Raw genomic sequence first — 2,449 nt, forward strand, 5'->3', positions numbered from 1 at the left:
GAACCCGCGCCGCGCGCGTGTCCCATGGTCTGGCAAAGGGTGTCGGCGATCGTTTCTTCCACGATCGCTGCCTGACTGGCGCCAGCGCGCTGAGCTATGCCACCATCGTCTCGCTGGTTCCGCTGACCGCTATCGTGCTCGCGACCTTCTCGGGTTTTCCGATCTTCAGTGCGGCGCGCAGCCGCTTCCTGCGCATCCTCGTCGATAATTTCGCGCCCGACATCGGCGACGAGGCGGTGACCATGTTCACCGCCTTCGCGACCAACGCGGCGCAGACCACCGCGGTCGGGGTCGGCGCACTGATCGTCACCTCCATCCTGCTGCTGGCGACGATCGAGGAGCATCTGCACTACATCTTTCGCGTCACGGTGCCGCGCCCCTGGGGGCAGCGGGTGCTCGCCTACTGGACGATACTGACCCTGGGCCCGGTCCTGCTCGGCGTCGGCCTGTCGCTCTCGGGCAACATCGACGCCCTGATCCACGCGGCCGGCTTCAACAGCGAGACTGCGGGCCACATGGCGCAGGACTGGTCGGCGAGGTTTCCCAGGCTGATCCCGGTTGTGCTCGAGACCCTCGCGATCTTGCTGCTCTATCGCCTGATACCGAACTGCATCGTCGCCTGGCGTGCCTGCTTCATCGGCGGGCTGCTGGCGGCGGCACTGCTGGAATTGCTCAAGTTCGGCTTCGCCGTGTTCATCGAGCGGATGTCGACCTACAGCAAGGTTTATGGCGCGCTCGCCGGCATTCCGATCTTCCTGCTGTGGATGTACATATTCTGGAGCGCGGTGCTGCTGGGAGCCGAAATCGCCGCGTTCCTGAGCGACAGCTGGCGTTCCGAGCGTGAGAAAGCCGAAAACACCCAGACCGGCGGGTGACACGCGTCCGCCGTTTCACGGCATGGGTGCTTGGATCGCTTGCGGCTGTCATATTGTTGATGGCGGCCGCGGTGATTGCCGTGATGATGCTCGACCTTCGATCGATCGTCGAGCATCAAGCTGCCAGCCGGTCCGGACGTAGCGCCCACATCGGTGGCCTCTCCGTTCATTGGGCAAGCCCGATCGTGCTGCGCATCTCGGAATTCAGGCTCGGCAACACCGTCGGCGGGCAGGCGCCCGATTACGTCCGGTTCACCAGCCTCATGGTCGAGATCGAGCCATGGCCGCTGCTGCGCGGCGAACTCCGGCTGCGCCGCCTCGTTCTCGATCGGCCGGTCATCGCCCTTGAGCGTGACGGCAACCACATCGGCAACTGGAAGCTGCATCCCGGCGCCGATGCTGGACCGGAGCCGCCAAGGCGCGCCGAACTGCCTTACATCGCCGATCTTGCTCTGCGTGATGGCGAGATCACTTATCGCACCAGCAACGGCGCCATTCTGCACATCCGGCTGAAAGATATGCGGCTGACAGCCCCTGCCGTCGATGCGCCGGCTACCATCGTCGCCGACGGCAGCTACAACGATGTGGCACTGCGCATGGACCTTCGCACCCAGCCCTACGCGGTGCTCTGGCAAACGTCCGTGCCATTCGGCTTTAGCCTGGAAATTCGGACTGCCGACACCGAACTCGCCTTCCACGGCACCGCGACGGCACCATTGGACTTCGACGGGCTGGATGGCGAACTCAGGATTGTGTCCGCCCGGCTGGATGACTGGATGTCGATCTTCGGTGCGCCCGATGCGATCCCGATCCGGATCCGGCTTGGCGGCAAATTCGAAAAGAACGCCGACCATTGGCGCCTGCCACAAGCCGCCGGCCAGCTTGCCGGCTCGGATTTCTCCGGGCTGCTGGCGCTGGACGAAGGCGCCTCCGGCAACCCGGATCATTTCACCTTCAGGCTCGGCTTCGCGCCGATGGATATTCGCCATCTGGTAGAGCTTGCGACGGCACCGCCCGGCACGACGACGCGGCCCACCTACCTCCATGTGGAGGAGCATCCGGGCGAAACATACGATGTCCATATCGACGCACGGCAGGCGCGGTACGGCGACATCAGGCTGGGCGACCTGCGTCTGGCCGCGGCGCTCGCGCCGGCGAGGCTGACCGTTTCCGAACTGGCGATGCGCGTCGCCGGCGGCGAGTTTCGGGCCACCGCCTCGGCGGTTCCCGCGGGCCGCGGCAGTCGCACCGTGCTCGATGCCTCGCTTGCCGGCGCCGACGCATCGGCGTTGCTCGGCCTGGTGGGCAGCGACGCCGCCACCCTGTCCGGCCGCCTCGAAGCCGCGGCCACGATTGCGATGACCGGCGACACCGTGGACGACGCGTTGCGCGCCAGCAACGGCCAGGTTGTGGTCGGGATCACCCAGGGCCGCATCTCGCGCGGACTCGTCGAGCAGGCCTCGATCAATCTCGGACAGTTGTTCGGCGGCGCCTCCGGCTCGACCGCGCTCATCTGCCTGCTCGGCGTCGCCAGCCTCCGCGACGGCCTGCTGTCCGTGGCGCCGATGCGGCTG

General features: G+C 66.3%; 2 protein-coding genes. Both read left to right on the forward strand.

The genetic code is table 11. From position 1 onward, the window contains the following. Positions 1–875 (forward strand): YihY family inner membrane protein (locus Q0R27_RS01190; protein ID WP_293940262.1); only part of this gene is annotated, 875 nt, incomplete at its 5' end. Between the two features lie 59 nt (positions 876–934). Beyond that, positions 935–2,449: AsmA-like C-terminal region-containing protein (locus Q0R27_RS01195; RefSeq protein WP_293940263.1), on the forward strand; the 1,515-nt coding region annotated here is incomplete at its 3' end.

It is taken from the genome of Sphingomonas sp. (assembly GCF_025362505.1).
GTDB lineage: Bacteria > Pseudomonadota > Alphaproteobacteria > Sphingomonadales > Sphingomonadaceae > Sphingomicrobium.